This window comes from Streptomyces sp. 351MFTsu5.1, assembly GCF_000383655.1.
GTDB lineage: Bacteria > Actinomycetota > Actinomycetes > Streptomycetales > Streptomycetaceae > Streptomyces > Streptomyces griseorubiginosus.
The window spans coordinates 274987-288911 of sequence record NZ_KB911778.1; the positions used below are offsets into that span (position 1 = coordinate 274987).

General features: G+C 72.1%; 14 protein-coding genes and 1 tRNA gene. 2 read left to right on the forward strand and 13 right to left on the reverse strand.

Annotated elements, in window-relative coordinates; all coding sequences use genetic code 11:
• Positions 1–8: 8 nt before the first annotated feature.
• Positions 9–665, reverse strand: coding sequence for a GntR family transcriptional regulator (locus H295_RS0110875; protein WP_020135391.1), 657 nt, complete (start codon positions 663–665; stop codon positions 9–11).
• A gap of 96 nt (positions 666–761) precedes the next feature.
• Here H295_RS0110875 and glyA point away from each other — a divergent pair, with 96 nt between their 5' ends.
• Complete coding sequence (gene glyA, locus H295_RS0110880) at positions 762–2063, forward strand: serine hydroxymethyltransferase (protein WP_020135392.1); 1302 nt, start codon at positions 762–764, stop codon at positions 2061–2063.
• A 107-nt stretch (positions 2064–2170) separates the two neighbouring features.
• Here glyA and H295_RS0110885 read toward each other — a convergent pair.
• The 7 genes from H295_RS0110885 to tdh all read right to left on the reverse strand — a co-directional run bounded on the left by H295_RS0110885 (position 2171) and on the right by tdh (position 7235).
• Positions 2171–2247: transfer RNA gene (locus H295_RS0110885), tRNA-Pro, on the reverse strand.
• A 117-nt stretch (positions 2248–2364) separates the two neighbouring features.
• Entirely contained in the window at positions 2365–2730 is a 366-nt protein-coding gene (locus H295_RS0110890) for an MmcQ/YjbR family DNA-binding protein (protein ID WP_020135393.1), read from the reverse strand.
• A gap of 125 nt (positions 2731–2855) precedes the next feature.
• Positions 2856–3389, reverse strand: coding sequence for a GNAT family N-acetyltransferase (locus H295_RS0110895; RefSeq protein ID WP_020135394.1), 534 nt, complete (start codon positions 3387–3389; stop codon positions 2856–2858).
• Complete coding sequence (locus tag H295_RS0110900; RefSeq protein WP_028809247.1) at positions 3386–3970, reverse strand: helix-turn-helix domain-containing protein; 585 nt, start codon at positions 3968–3970, stop codon at positions 3386–3388. The genes H295_RS0110895 and H295_RS0110900 overlap by 4 nt, the downstream gene beginning before the upstream one ends.
• A 71-nt stretch (positions 3971–4041) precedes the next feature.
• Entirely contained in the window at positions 4042–4944 is a 903-nt protein-coding gene (locus tag H295_RS0110905; RefSeq protein WP_020135396.1) for a LysR family transcriptional regulator, read from the reverse strand.
• 54 nt (positions 4945–4998) lie between these two features.
• A complete protein-coding gene (locus H295_RS0110910) occupies positions 4999–6192 on the reverse strand; it encodes a glycine C-acetyltransferase (protein WP_020135397.1) in 1194 nt (397 codons plus the stop codon).
• 14 nt (positions 6193–6206) lie between these two features.
• Positions 6207–7235, reverse strand: coding sequence for an L-threonine 3-dehydrogenase (tdh, locus tag H295_RS0110915; RefSeq protein ID WP_020135398.1), 1029 nt, complete (start codon positions 7233–7235; stop codon positions 6207–6209).
• A gap of 549 nt (positions 7236–7784) precedes the next feature.
• Between tdh and H295_RS0110920 the strand changes: the two genes are divergently transcribed.
• Positions 7785–8393, forward strand: coding sequence for a GOLPH3/VPS74 family protein (locus H295_RS0110920; RefSeq protein WP_020135399.1), 609 nt, complete (start codon positions 7785–7787; stop codon positions 8391–8393).
• Between the two features lie 36 nt (positions 8394–8429).
• Here the strand turns inward: H295_RS0110920 and H295_RS0110925 are convergent, their stop codons facing one another.
• From H295_RS0110925 to H295_RS0110945, 5 genes are all read right to left on the reverse strand, one after another.
• A complete protein-coding gene (locus tag H295_RS0110925; protein WP_020135400.1) occupies positions 8430–9011 on the reverse strand; it encodes a GAF domain-containing protein in 582 nt (193 codons plus the stop codon).
• A 96-nt stretch (positions 9012–9107) separates the two neighbouring features.
• Positions 9108–9707, reverse strand: a complete 600-nt coding sequence (locus H295_RS0110930) for a GTP-binding protein (protein ID WP_007386183.1) — start codon at positions 9705–9707, stop codon at positions 9108–9110.
• The gene (locus H295_RS0110935) at positions 9685–10056 is read right to left on the reverse strand and encodes a DUF742 domain-containing protein (RefSeq protein ID WP_020135401.1); all 372 of its coding nucleotides are present in this window, start codon (positions 10054–10056) and stop codon (positions 9685–9687) included. The genes H295_RS0110930 and H295_RS0110935 overlap by 23 nt, the downstream gene beginning before the upstream one ends.
• A 2-nt stretch (positions 10057–10058) precedes the next feature.
• Positions 10059–10493: a roadblock/LC7 domain-containing protein gene (locus tag H295_RS0110940; protein WP_020135402.1), complete on the reverse strand. Its 435-nt coding sequence runs from the start codon at positions 10491–10493 to the stop codon at positions 10059–10061.
• Positions 10494–10561: 68 nt separating this feature from the next.
• Entirely contained in the window at positions 10562–13396 is a 2835-nt protein-coding gene (locus H295_RS0110945; protein WP_020135403.1) for an ATP-binding protein, read from the reverse strand.
• Positions 13397–13925 lie beyond the last annotated feature (529 nt).

Below are 13925 nucleotides of genomic sequence, written 5' to 3' on the forward strand. Positions count from 1 at the left end.
GTCCGGATTCAGATGGCCTCGCGCACGGCGCGCTCGAAGCCCTCCACATGGCTGCGGGCGAGCCGTGCCGCGCGGTCGGCGTCCCCGGCCACGATCGCCGCGATCAGCGGGCCGTGCTCCTCGACATGTCCCGCCATGCCGGACAGCCGGTCCACGAACAGGCACCAGATGCGGGTGGCCAGGTTGTCGTGGCGGACGAGGGTGTCCTCCAGGTACGGGTTGTGCGTGGCGGTGTAGACGGCCCGGTGCACCCGGAGGTCCAGCCGCATCAGCTCGGCGGGGTCCCGGCCGAGGCCTCCGTCGTCCAGCTCCGCGCGGAGTGCCGTCAGGTTCGCCCGGTCGGCGGCCGTGGCGCGCCGCGCCGCCTGGGCGGCGGCCAGGGGCTCCAGCTCCAGGCGCACCTCGGAGATGTGCGCCAGGTCGGTGATGTTGACCTCGGTGGCGAAGGTGCCGCGCCGGGGGTAGGTCGTGATCAGGCGCTCGTACTGGAGCCGCTTGAGCGCCTCGCGCACCGGTGTGCGGCCGACGCCGAGCGACTGGCCCAGCTGCTCCTCGTTGATCGGCGCCCCGGGGCGGATCTCCAGCATGACGAGCCGGTCGCGGATGGCACGGTACGCCCGCTCGGCGAGCGACAGCTCCTCGACCTCGGCCGCGACCTGCTGCATGGATGCCCCCTTGACCAGTCCCCGCAAGCTCCCATACTTTACCGCACAGGTTGATATATCAGTTGCCCATGAGTTGGCTCTCAGGATGGTGCACAGATGGCAACGAGTACGTCGCTCACCACGCCCACCGCCTCCCTCTCCCTCCCGCTCGCCGAACTCGACCCGGAGGTCGCCGCCGCGGTCGGCGCCGAGCTGCACCGCCAGCAGTCCACCCTCGAGATGATCGCCTCGGAGAACTTCGCCCCGGCCGCGGTCATGGAGGCCCAGGGCTCGGTCCTGACCAACAAGTACGCCGAGGGCTACCCGGGCCGCCGCTACTACGGCGGCTGCGAACACGTCGATGTCATCGAGCGGTTGGCCATCGCCCGCGTCAGGGAGCTCTTCGGCGCCGAGGCCGCCAACGTCCAGCCGCACTCGGGCGCCCAGGCCAACGCGGCCGCGATGTTCGCCCTGTTGCAGCCCGGCGACACCATCCTCGGGCTCGACCTGGCGCACGGCGGGCATCTGACCCACGGCATGCGCCTCAACTACTCGGGCAAGCTGTACGACGTCGTGCCGTACCACGTGCGCGAGTCCGACCTCCGCATCGACATGGAGGAGGTCGAACGGCTCGCCCTCGAACACCGGCCCAAGATGATCGTCGCGGGCTGGTCGGCCTACCCCCGGCAGCTGGACTTCGCGGAGTTCCGCCGGATCGCCGACGCGGTGGGCGCGTATCTGATGGTGGACATGGCGCACTTCGCCGGCCTGGTGGCCGCGGGGCTGCATCCGAACCCGGTGCCGTACGCCGACGTCGTCACGACCACCACCCACAAGACCCTCGGCGGCCCGCGCGGCGGTGTGATCCTGAGCCGTGCCGACCTGGCCAAGAAGATCAACTCGGCGGTCTTCCCGGGGCAGCAGGGCGGCCCCCTGGAGCATGTCGTCGCGGCGAAGGCGGTGGCCTTCAAGGTGGCCGCCTCGGAGGAGTTCCGGGAGCGCCAGCGGCGCACCCTGCGGGGCGCGAAGATCCTCGCCGGCCGGCTGCTCGCCGACGACGTCGCCGAGGCCGGCATCACCGTCCTGACCGGCGGCACCGAAGTGCACCTGATCCTGGTCGACTTGAGGAACTCCGAGCTCGACGGCAAGCAGGCCGAGGACCGGCTGCACCGCATCGGCATCACGGTCAACCGCAACGCCGTGCCGTTCGACCCACGCCCGCCGATGGTCTCCTCGGGGCTGCGGATCGGCACCCCCGCCCTGGCCACCCGCGGCTTCGGCGAGACGGAGTTCCGTGAGGTCGCCGACATCATCGCGGAGTCCCTGAAGGGCGAACGCCCCGCGGACGAGCTGCGCACACGGGTCGAGAAGCTCGCCGCGACGTTCCCGCTCTACACGGACGGCTCCCGACGGGACTGAGACATCAAAGGGGCCCACGAAAAAGGCCACGGAAAGGGTCATGAAAAGGGGCACGGAAAAGGCCGTTCTCCCATCGATGGGAAAACGGCCTCCGACCTGCGTGAAGCTGGTCGGGACGACAGGATTTGAACCTGCGACCCCTTGACCCCCAGTCAAGTGCGCTACCAAGCTGCGCCACGTCCCGGTGCCCGTCTGACCTGGGGTTTCCCCTGGCCGAACGCGCAAAGAAACCATACCGCACTCGGGTCGATGGTCGCGCACCCGTTTCCCGCCCCCCTCGGGCTCGGCCGGGCGCGGGGTCTCACCCTCTGGGCTCCTCCGGCAGCCCGAGCGCCGGATACGCGTCGAGCAGCCGCGAGGGGGCCGCCTGACGCCAGGAGTCGGCGAGGATGTCCCGCAGCTCCGCCTCGTCCTCGATCGCGGACAGGTAGGCCCGCACCCACGCGAACTGCGCCTCGTGGTCGGCGATCCAGAACTTCCCCGGTTCCGCCAGCACCAGCTCGTCGCGCTCCTCCTTGGGGCAGCGCACGGCGAGGGAGGTCTCGTCCTCGGGCAGGGTGGCGAACATCTTGCCCGCGACCCGGAACGTGGGCATGCTCCAGGCGATCTTCTCCGTGGTGTCCGGCAGGGACAGGGCGATACGGCGTACGTCATCGGCGTCCGGCATGACAGGCACGGTAGCGGCCCGCACTGACAATCACCTGGTGGGAGCGGTCGCCGATCACTGGTGGGATCGGCTGTCACCGGTCGGGACGGCCGCCGTCGATCACCTGCCGCGAAGGCCGTCGCCGATCAGTCGCGGGAAGCGGTCGTCCCCAGCCGCTTGTAGTACAGCGTCGTCGGTCGCAGCTCCCCGCCGGGATCGGCCGCGTAGTCGGGGATGACCCCGGCACGGGTCCAGCCGGCCGAGTCGTAGAGGCGTTCGGCGGGGCTGTCGGTCTCGGTGTCGAGGTGGAGCAGGGTGATGCCGGCCGCGGCTGCGGCCTCTTCCGCGACCCCGAGGAGCGTGCGGCCGAGACCGCGCCCGCGGGCGCTCCGGTGCACCATCAGCTTGACCAGCTCTGCGCGGTGCCCGGAGTTGGGCTTGTCGGGGAAGGCCAGGCTGACCGTGCCGACCACGCGGTGGCCGTCACCGGCCGCCCACACGGCCAGTCGACCGGCGGCCACCTCGGCGGCGCGCTCCTTCCACCAGCCGACGGCCGCGGCCCGGTCGAGCGGCGCGAGGAATCCGACAGAGGCGCCGCCGTCCACAACGTCGACCAGCAGCTCGGCCAACTCCTCGACCTGGTCCGCCAGTTGGGCCTCGTCCAGGCGGGTCGCGCTCACGGCAGCACCACCACCAGCGCGTACCGCACCGCGTCGGGGCCCGGGCAGCGGAACCGGGTCGGTCCCCACACCCGCAGCCGCAGGCAGTCCCCGGTGTCGAGGTGGTGGTCGGCCCCCTGTGCCGTGATGTCGAGCGCGCCCGCCAGGACCCAGATGTGCTGTTCGAGACCGGGCACGGGCGGACGGTCGTAGGAGATGTCGGCACCGGCGGCGAGACGCCCCTCGACGAGTTCGCCGCGCAGGCCGGGATGCGGCGGGGACACGGAACGCCGTACGAACCCGGAGGCGGCGTCCTCCCACACCGTCTGCTCGGCGCCGCGCACCAGCGGAGCGGGCTCGGCCTCGACCTCGCTGAGCAGCTGCGACATGGTCCGCCCGTACACCCCGCACAGCCGGTTCAGCAGCGAGGCGGTCGGACTGATCTCGGCCCGCTCGGCACGCGAGAGAGTCGACTTGCTGACTCCGCTGCGTTCGGCCAACTCGCCCAGGGACCAGCCGCGTTCGGCCCGCAGAACGGCGAGCCGGGCGGCGAGTCGGACATCGACGGAGTCCACTTCGGGCCGGGTCACTTCGCGTTTCATATTCGGGACGGTATCCCTGATATGAAACGCGCAGGTTTCCGTCAGCTCTCAGTCGAGCTCGCAGTCGGCGGCTACGCCCCGGCCGCCTCGCCCAGCGCCTCCAGCACCGGACGGATCAGCGGATGGTCCTCCGCCCCCCGCCGCACCGCCGCGAACACCCGCCGTGTCGGTGCCGGTCCGTCCACCGGTCGTACGACCACTCCCGCGAGGTCCATCCCGCGCAGCGCCGAGCGCGGTACCAGCGCCACCCCGGCGCCCGCCGAGGCGAGGGCCACCACCGCGCGGAAGTCGTCCGAGGAGTGCTCCAGGCAGGGCTGGAAACCGGCGTTCTCGCAGGCCAGGACCACCACATCATGGCAGGGGTTGCCCGGGTAGGGGCCGATCCAGGGGTCCTTGGCCAGTTCCGCCAGCGGCACCTCGCCCGCGTCGGCGAGCCGGTGGCCGGCCGGGACGACCGCGTCGAAGGGCTCGGCGTACAGGGGCACGTGGGCCAGGCGGGGGTCGTCGGCCGGCGGCGCCCCGCGGTACTCCACCGCGACCGCCACGTCGACCTGCCGGTCCAGCACCATCGGCAGGCTGGCGTCGCCCTCGGCGTCCTGGACCCGCAGGCGGATACCGGGGGCGGTCCTCGCGAGCCGGGTCACCGCGGGCGCCACGACCAGGGCGATGCCGGTCGCGAAGGACGCGACGGTGACCGTGCCGGCCTCCCCCGCGCCGTACGCGGCGAGTTCGGCCTCCGCCCGCTCCAGCTGGGCGAGGACCGCGTTGGTGTGGCTGAGCAGGATCTCGCCGGCGGCGGTCAGCCGTACGCCTTTTGCGCCCCGCTCGACGAGCCGGTGGCCGGTCTCCTGCTCCAGCGCGGTCAGCTGCTGGGAGACCGCGGAGGGCGTGAGATACAGCGCGGCGGCAGCCGCCGTCACCGTACGGTGGTCGGCCACCGCACGCAGGATGTGGAGCCGCCGCGCTTCGATCATGCAACCGATTGTCTCAAATGCACCCGTGTGCTCCCGCTCGGCACCCGGCCCGGCTCAGCCGTCGAGCTCCGCGCGGGCCGCGACGAAGGCCTCCACCGCGCGGTTCACGTCCTCGGTGGAGTGCCCGGCCGACAGCTGGACGCGGATCCGCGCCTGACCCTGCGGCACCACCGGGTAGGAGAACCCGATCACGTACACCCCGCGCTCCAGCAGCAGCTCCGCCAGCCGGCCCGCCCGGGAGGCGTCGCCGATCATCACGGGCGCGATGGCGTGGTCGCCGGGGAGGATCTCGAAGCCCTCCTCCGTCATGCGGCGGCGGAACAGGGCCGTGTTCTCGCGCAGCCGCACCCGCAAGTCGTCGGCCGACTCCAGCAGGTCCAGGACCTTCAGGGAGGCCGCGGCGATCACCGGGGCCAGCGTGTTGGAGAAGAGGTACGGCCGGGAGCGCTGACGCAGCAGGGCGACGATCTCGGCGCGGGCGGCGACGTACCCGCCCGACGCACCGCCGAGGGCCTTGCCGAGGGTGCCGGTGATGATGTCGACGCGGTCCATCACGCCGTGCAGCTCGGGGGTGCCGCGCCCGCCCGGGCCGACGAAGCCGACGGCGTGCGAGTCGTCGACCATGACCATGGCGTCGTAGCGCTCGGCGAGGTCGCAGATCTCGCGCAGGGGCGCCACGTAACCGTCCATGGAGAAGACGCCGTCGGTGACGACCAGACGCCGACGCGCGTCCGACGCGTCCTTCAACTGCCGTTCCAGGTCGGCCAGATCACGGTTGGCGTAGCGGAAGCGGCGGGCCTTGGACAGGCGGATGCCGTCGATGATGGAAGCGTGGTTCAGGGCGTCCGAGATCACCGCGTCCTCGGGGCCCAACAGGGTTTCGAAGACACCGCCGTTGGCGTCGAAGCAGGAGGAGTACAGGATCGTGTCCTCCTGCCCGAGGAAGGCGGACAGGCGGGCCTCCAGCTCCTTGTGGACCTCCTGGGTGCCGCAGATGAAGCGGACCGAGGCCATGCCGTAGCCCCAGCGGTCCAGGGCGGCGTGCGCGGCGGCGACCACCTCGGGATGATCGGCGAGGCCGAGGTAGTTGTTGGCGCAGAAGTTGAGGACCTCGCCGGGGCGGCCGCCCGCGGAGACGTTCACGGTCGCCGACTGCGGGGTGTCGATCACCCGCTCGGGCTTGTGCAGGCCGGCGGCGCGGATCTCGTCGAGGGTGGCGCGCAGGTCGTCGCGCACGGAGTCGAACATCGTCAGTCCCTAGGTCAGTTGGTCCAGTCGAGGATGACCTTGCCGCCGCGGCCGCTCGCCGCGTCGGCGAACGCCGCCTCGAAGTCGCGGTGGCCGTACCGGCCGGTGATCACGGGGGCGAGGTCGAGGCCGCCCTCCAGGAGGACCGACATCGCGTACCAGGTCTCGAACATCTCACGGCCGTAGATGCCCTTGATGGTGATCATCGAGGTGACGATCCGGGCCCAGTCGACGGGGAACTCCGCGGCCGGCAGCCCCAGCATCGCGATCCGGCCGCCGTGGGTCATGTTGGCGATCATGTCGCGCAGCGCCTCCGGGCGGCCGGACATCTCCAGGCCGATGTCGAAGCCCTCACGCAGCCCCAACTCCCGCTGCCCGTCCACGATCTGAGCCTCCGACACATTGAGCGCCAGGCTCACCCCGATCTTACGGGCCAGCTCCAGGCGCTCCTCGCTGACGTCGGTGATCACGACGTTGCGGGCCCCCGCGTGCCGGGCGACCGCCGCCGCCATCAGGCCGATCGGCCCCGCCCCGGTGATCAGCACGTCCTCGCCGACCAGCGGGAAGGACAACGCGGTGTGCACGGCGTTGCCGAACGGGTCGAAGATCGCGGCCACGTCGAGTTCCACGGGAACCCGGTGCACCCACACATTGGCCGCGGGCAGGGCGACGTACTCCGCGAAGGCCCCGTCCCGGCCGACGCCGAGGCCGACCGTGGCCCGGCACAGGTGGCGCCGCCCGGCGAGGCAGTTGCGGCACTTCCCGCAGACGAGGTGCCCCTCGCCGCTCACCCGGTCCCCGACCTGGATCTCCTGGACGTCGCGCCCGGTCTCGACGACCTCGCCGACGAACTCGTGCCCGAGGACGAGCGGGGTGCGGATCGCCTGCTGCGCCCAGCCGTCCCAGTTCCGGATGTGCAGATCGGTGCCGCAGATACCGGTGCGCAGCACCTTGATCAGCACATCGCCGGGTCCGACGGCGGGCTCCGGGACGTCCGCGAGCCAGAGCCCGGGCTCGGCCCTCTCCTTGACCAGCGCCTTCACGCTACGGCTCCTGTGGGTACGAGGGGTGGGAACGCCCAGCAATCTGCCGTACGGCGCCGTCCTGGTCCATCGAGGATTTCTTAAGCGGCACCACAGCTCGGCTTCACGCCTGCGGCAGCCGGGCGGCCGGGGTGTCGAGGCCGAGGTGGCCGACGGCGTCTTGAGAACCTCGGTCGGCGCTCGGCACACGACCGGGTCCGGGCGCCCGGCGACCCGGGGTGCCTGCACGTGCGCTGCGCGCCCCACGGATGTCCGAGGCTTCGCGGCACCGGACGGAGCGGGGGCGGGGGTCCCGGCGCCGGTCGCGGTCGAACAGTCGCACCCACGGGCGCCCCAGGTCGCGTTGGCCATGACAACGCCGGACTGCACTCGTCCCGGCCGCCGTCACGGTGCTCGCCTCGACCGCCGTGCCCCCTCCTCCTTCGAGGCGGATTCCCGCATCCCATGGTCATCGCGGGCCGATCACGGAGAGAATCGACCGAGGGCGGAAGGACCCCCGCGGTCCTGGCACCCTCGCCCCGCACTCGGCCGACAGACGTGGAGCCGCTCATGACCACCGCACGGGACCTCGCGATCGTCGCCCTGGACGTGCCGCCCGGCCGGTCCGTGGAGCAGGGCGACCTGTCGCTCGCGCTCGCGGCGGCCGAGGTGCTGGACCTCGTGGCGGCCGGGGCGATCACCGTGGAGGACGACCGGATCGTGCCGGCACCGGAGACGGCGACGGGAGACCGGCTGCTCGACGAGGCGACCGCCGCGCTCGTCCGGCAAGAGCCCTACGAGACGGTGGAGGACTGGCTGTGGCGACGGGGCCGCGAACTCGCCACGGCCTACGTCGACGACCTGGAGAAGACCGGACTGACCACCCGCCCGCGCGGCCGCCGCTTTCCGCTGCTCTCCGCCCGCACGGTGCCGGTCGACTCCCCGGCCCGCAGCGCCGCACAGGAGCGCCGGGCCTCGGGCGAACCGGTCTTCGCCGCCCTGGCTTCCGCCGCCGGGATCGAGGACAAGGGCGCGGAGTTCGAGGAGGACCTCGTCGGGGAGACGGTCACGACCGTGCTGGCCGCCGTCGGGGACGCGGTGATGGAGCTGGAGGCCGTACGGCAGCGGCGGGCGATCGAGAAGGCGGCCTTCGACAACATCTGGCGCGGAGGCGTGTGACGTTCACCGGCGTTGCGGGACACAGGCGGCTGCCGTTCACAGCGGGAGCCCCTGGGGCACCCCCGGCTCCAGCCGTGCCATGAGTTCCGACGCCGACGACTTGATGGTCTCCAGGCCGGGCTTGCCCCAGGTACGCGGCTCCACGTCCGCGACGCACACCGTGCCGAGGACCATCCCGGTGGAGTCGATGAGCGGTGCGCCCAGATAGGACCGGATGCCGAACTCGTCGACCACCGGGTTGCCGGCGAAGCGTGGGTAGTCACGGACGTCCTCCAGGGCCAACGCCTTGCGCCGGACGACCACATGGGGGCAGAACCCATGGTCGCGCTCCATATAACGGCCCACTTCCGGCTTGGCCTCGGCGCCGTCAGCGGGGGCCGGAGGGCGGGCGGCCGGAATCCTGAGCCCGGCGTAGAACTGCCGTTGCTCGCCGATGAAGTTGACCATCGCGTACGGCGTCCCCGTGCGCTCGGCGAGCCGCTCGGCGAAGGCGTCGAGGGCGGGCTCCGGCTGCTCCCCGAGCCCCAGCAGGCGCAGCCGTCGCGCCCGGTCCGGGGCCTCCTTGTCCTCCGGGGTGAGCAGCAGCCGACCGGCCGGGCGTGGTGGGTCGTAGCTCATGGGCGGCTTCCGTCGCTGTGGACGTCGGTCATATGCGGCTCCGTGGCGGTGTGTGCGGGTGTCACATGTGGGCGCCGTAGGCGTGGCGCGGGGTGCTCACATGTGGGCACCATGGCTCGGCGCGGGCGCCGGGCTGTGGGCGATGAGATGCCGTACGAGGGTGAGCAGGGTCTGCACACCGGAACTGGAGATCCGGGCGTCGCAGCGCACGATCGGGATCTCCGGCGGGAGGTCGATGGCGGCGCGCACCTCCTCGGGGTCGTAGCGGTAGCCGCCGTCGAACTCGTTGATCGCGACGATGAACCCGAGTCCGCGCTGTTCGAAGAAGTCGACCGCCGCGAAGCAGTCCTCCAGCCGGCGGGTGTCCGCGAGGATCACCGCGCCGAGCGCGCCCTCGGAGAGCTCGTCCCACATGAACCAGAACCGCTCCTGCCCGGGCGTGCCGAACAGATAGAGCACATGTTCCGGGTCGAGCGTGATGCGTCCGAAGTCCATGGCGACCGTCGTCTCGACCTTGTTCTCGATGCCGTCGAGAGAGTCGGTCGCGGCGCTGACCGTGGTGAGCAGTTCCTCCGTGCTGAGCGGGGCGATCTCGCTGACCGCGCCCACGAAGGTCGTCTTGCCGACCCCGAACCCTCCCGCCACCAGGATCTTCAGTGCGGTGGGGAAGGGATCAGAGCTGTCGTCGTAGTCCATCGAGCACTGCCTCCAGAAGAGCCCGGTCAGTCGGGTTGTGGGTGAACTCGGGGGGCTTGGTGGTCAGCGCCCCGCAGTCGACGAGGTCGGACAGCAGCACCTTGGTGACCACCGCCGGCAGCTTCAGATGGGCCGCGACCTCGGCGACCGAGACGGTCGCGCGGCACAGGTCGAGCGCCTGCGCGTGCTCGGGGCCGAGGTAGCCGATGGGGGTGACCCCGGTGGCCCGCACGTGCGACAGCAGGTCGAACGCGATGGACGGCCGGGTGCGGCCATTGCTGACCGTGAAGGGCCGCACCAGCCGCCCGGCCGCGTCGTCGAGCCAGGGCCCGTCGCCGGCCGCCGCCACGCTCAAGGCCTCATCGCCGGGGATTCGACGGCGTGCTGCCGGGGCGCGGTGACCAGGTAGGGGCGGACGCTCTTGACGAGCATCGCCATCTCGTAGCCGAGCACGGCGGCGTCGGCCTCGCGTCCCGCCAGGACGGCGAGACAGGTGCCGGAGCCCGCAGTGGTCACGAACAGCAGCGTCGAGTCGAGTTCGACGACGACCTGCCGGACCTCGCCGCCGTCGCCGAAGCGGGCGCCCGCGCTGCGGCCGAGGGAGTAGAGGCCGGAGGCCAGGGCGGCCATGTGGTCGGCGCTGTCGACATCGAGGCCGTGGACCGACTTCACGAGCCCGTCGCAGGACAGCAGGACCGCGCTCATGGTGTGCGGCACGCGCTGCACGAGGCCGCTCATCAGCCAGTCGAGGTCGGATACATGGCCGGTCGGCGCTTCGCTCGCCATGGTGGATCGACTCCTTGAGGTACGAAGGTCTGCGGGAGCGCTGGGGGGTGAGGTGAAAGCGGGGTTGGTCATCCGGCGGGTGCGCTCCCGTCGTGCCGGGGGGTGGTGTGGTCAGGACCGAGACCGTGCGGGTCGGATATGTGGGGCCGCTCCATGGGGGTCACGTCTATGGGGGTGCCGTCTACGGGGGTGCCGTGTATGGGGGTCACGACGTCGAATCCGAACGCGGCGGAGGGGTCGGGGGACGGCAACCGGGTTGACTCCACTGATGCGGGAGGCATGTTCGAGAAGGGGTCCATCAGGGCGGCGGCCGTGTGTGCGGGGCCCATGTGGTCGGGCGCCATGTGGGGCGGAGCGACGGGCACGGACGGTCCCGGTTCGCCGGGGTCCGACTCCAGGTGCTGCTGGGCCTCGGCGAGACTGATCCCGCGTTGGAAGGCGGCCATCAGTCCCGGGTCGTGGCCTGCCACGGACTCGGCGTCCTGCCTGGGCGCGGGCCCGCCGCGCAGTTGGGGCACGATGTGCTCCTGGGCGCGGCGCCGGGGCAGTTGCGGCTTGCCCATGGTGCCCCGCACGGTCCCGGCACGCGGGGTGGGAGGCGCGACCACGTGCTCCTCGACCAGCCGTCGATCGGCGGGCCTGATCCCGGGGACGGCCTCGGCAGGATTGGGCCGCCCGGCACGCGCTCCGCGCACAGGCAACGGCGCGGGCCGGCCGCCCTTTCCCTCACCGACAGCTCGCCCGTTCCCGTGGGCGCCGACCCCGTTCCCGTCGGCGGAGGATCCGTGCTCGCGGGCCCCGACCCCATTCCCATCGACGAACGATTCGTTCCCGTGGGCCCGGACCCCATTCCCGTCGGCGGGCGACCCGTTCCCGTGGGACCCCGCTCTGTACCCGACGGCCAACGGCCCGATCCCACTGGCACTCGCACCGTCCCCACCAGCCGACGGCCCAGTCCCCCGGGCCGACACTCCCGCAGCGCCGGTCAGCGAGGGTCCACCGCTCGACAGGGGATCGCTGCCGCCGAAACCCGGCCCACGGCCGTGGGACACACGCGCATCGCCTTCCGTCGAAGTCCGGCTCCCTCCGGAAGGGGACGCACCGTTCGCGATCGACCCGGCACCGTCACTTCCCCGCCCGCCGGCACCTGGCTCAAGCCCACCGGCACCCGGCTCAGGCCCACCGACGCCCGGCTCAAGCCCACCGGCTCCCGGCTCAGGCCCACCGACGCCCGGCACGAACTCGCCCCCGGCCTGCGCTCGACCGGCCTCTCCGGTCGGGACCTCGCCCCCGCCGGCCACCCCCGAAGCCCCACGCCCCGGGTCCGACGACGCCCGCTCACCAGCCCCAGGCCCGCGCCCGTCCCCGTCCGACCCGCGCCCACTGCCACGCGGCGACGCAGCTCCACCCCGCCCACGCCCGCCACCGTCGCCCTCCCCCTCGGCAGGCGCCGTCCGTCCGCCGTCCGGGCCCCGCGTCCCCATCGCCCCGCCCTTCCCCGTGGGGGTCGCGTGGCCGTTGAGGTTCGCTCCCGCGGTGCCCTGGGACTGCCGCCGGTTCGGATCGTCCCCGGGACGCGGCTCCGCCGGCGCTCCCCGGTGTCGTGCCTGCGTGCCGGGCCGCAGTGGGCCGGGACTCCGCGGCGCCCCGACGCCGGACACCGCGCCCTCGGGCGGCTGCGCACCCACCACCCCCGGCGCCGAGCCCAACAGCGCCTGCGGGACGACGAGAACGGCCTGCACCCCGCCGTAGATGTTGCTCTGGAGCCGCACATGGATCCCGTGCCGCTTGGCGAGCTGGGACACCACGAACAAGCCGATCCGGCCGTCCGCCAACAGGCTGGCCACATTCACCTGATCGGGGTCCGTCAACAGCGCGTTCATCCGCTGCTGTTCGGCGACCGGCATACCGAGTCCGCGGTCCTCGACCTCGATCGCGAGCCCCGAGGTCACCAGGTTGGCCCGCAACAGCACTTGGGTGTGCGGCGCCGAGAACACCGTCGCGTTCTCCACGAGTTCGGCCAGCAGATGGATGACGTCGGCGACGGCATGCCCCCGCAGCGTGCCGTCGATCGGCGGCACCAGCTTGACCCGCGAGTACTGCTCGACCTCGGCGATGGCCGAACGCAGCACCTCGGTCATCGAGACGGGGTTGCTCCACTGCCGCCGCGAGACCGCACCGCCGAGCACCGCGAGGTTCTCGGCGTGCCTCCGGATCCGGGTGGCGAGGTGGTCGACGTGGAAGAGCCCCTTGAGCAGGTCGGGATCCTCGATCTCGTTCTCCAGCTCGTCGAGAATCGAGATCTCCCGGTGCACCAGCGACTGAAGCCGCCGGGCGAGGTTGACGAACACCTCCAGCTTCTGTTCGCTGCCGGCCTGGCTGGAGAGCTGGGCTGCCTGGACGACGGCCGTGACGGCCCCGTCGTGCGCCCGCGTCAGATCGGCCGCGAGCAGCTCGAAGTCGTCGGCGCCCTCGGCCGGACCGCTGCGCGGAGCACGTCCCGGCGGGGCCTCCCCGCGCCGCAACCCCTCGACCAGCGCCCGCAGTTCGGCTTCGCGGCGCGCGCTGCTCCGGCGCAGTGCGCCGACCCGGTCGCTCACCGTGGCGGCGGCACGGTCGGCCGCCACCGCGGCGATCAGGATGCCCGCGAGCGTCACCGAGAGCGCGCCGCCGAGGACACCCCACAGGACGAGTCCGGGCCGTGTCCCCGTGGTGCGGACGGTGAACAGCACCGCCGCACAGCCGCTGAGGGCCACCGCGATCGGCGGGAGCACGGCCAGGCGCAACAACTGCGGCCGTATGTGCGTCTCCGGCAGCGAGGGTGCGGGGCGGGCGACCTGCCGCCCGTGCCGCCCGCCTTCACGGCGGTCTGCGCGCGCGGCCGGTGCACGGAGGTGAGACATCGGTGTCCTTGTACTGGTCCGTGGGTCCTGGCGGCCGGAGGTCCCCGGGCTGCCCCGCCCGGTCCGGCGGGCCGCGGCGTGCGCCCCGGCGGGCTGCCGGTCGGGGGGCGTGGGGACGGGTGAGGCGGCGCGTTCGTCGGTCACCTGCGCCCCTCCCTCCTCCCCGCCCCCGCGGCGGTCCACCGTGGGCATGCGTCGTGGCGTACCGGTCGAGAGAACCGAATACTTCAACCTCTCGTCGCCCGGCGGACACTCACAGTAGTCGCCAAGGCATCATGTGCGAGCGGCAGTTGACAAAGTCCTCCGGTAGGCGTCCCACTCTGGTATGAGGCTTCGCACGACAGACCGACAAGCCGATCGGACAGCCGCGCTCGAACGAGTGATTACCGATCAGCCCTGGTCAAAGGTGTTCAGAAGCGCACGACGAGACCTTGGGACGTACGCGCACCCCGGTCATCACATCAGCCGCCTTTTCGAGGACGACCGCCCGGCAAAGCCCTGCCAGACCATTGGCCCAAGCCTTCCCGAA